Origin of the sequence: Myxococcus llanfairpwllgwyngyllgogerychwyrndrobwllllantysiliogogogochensis (assembly GCF_006636215.1) — a bacterium.
Lineage (GTDB): Bacteria > Myxococcota > Myxococcia > Myxococcales > Myxococcaceae > Myxococcus > Myxococcus llanfairpwllgwyngyllgogerychwyrndrobwllllantysiliogogogochensis.
Map to the genome: position 1 here is coordinate 1 of NZ_VIFM01000670.1, position 524 is coordinate 524.

1 protein-coding gene is annotated in these 524 nt (G+C 69.1%); it reads right to left on the bottom strand.

Translation table 11 applies throughout. From position 1 onward, the window contains the following. Nucleotides 1–524 (bottom strand): cobalamin biosynthesis central domain-containing protein (locus tag FJV41_RS57210; protein WP_141649588.1); only part of this gene is annotated, 524 nt, incomplete at both ends.

Genomic DNA, 524 nt, shown 5'->3' on the forward strand with positions numbered 1-524 from the left:
GGTGATGTTGGCGGGCAGCGGCGTGGGCCGGTTCCACCAATTCGGACTGCCGGCCTCCTGCACCACGGCGATGGGCTCGCCGTTGACCACATGGGCCGAGACGCGCGTGATGTTGATCTTGGGCGCCTCCACGCGCCAGCCCAGGTGGCGGCCGAGGATATCGACGGGAATGGTCTTGCCCACGTCGGACGCGGTGGTGAGCACGGGCGTGGCGCCGATCAGCGCGGCGATGCGCTCGCTCCATTCGTTGGCGCCGCCCACGTGGCCCGAGAGCACGGGGATGACGAACTGGCCGGCATCGTCCACCACCGTGATGCCCGGGTCTTCGTCCTTGGATTTCAGCACCGGGGCGATGAGGCGCACCACGGCGCCGAGCGAGACGAAGAAGACCAGCTGGTCGTACTGCGCGAAGAGCGGCGCGATCTCGTCGCGCAGCGCGCCTTCGTAGGCGCGCACGGTGTTGGGCAGTCCCTTGAAGGCCGCTGCGAACTTGGCGGCGGTGCAGACATGCGCCTGGGGCACGT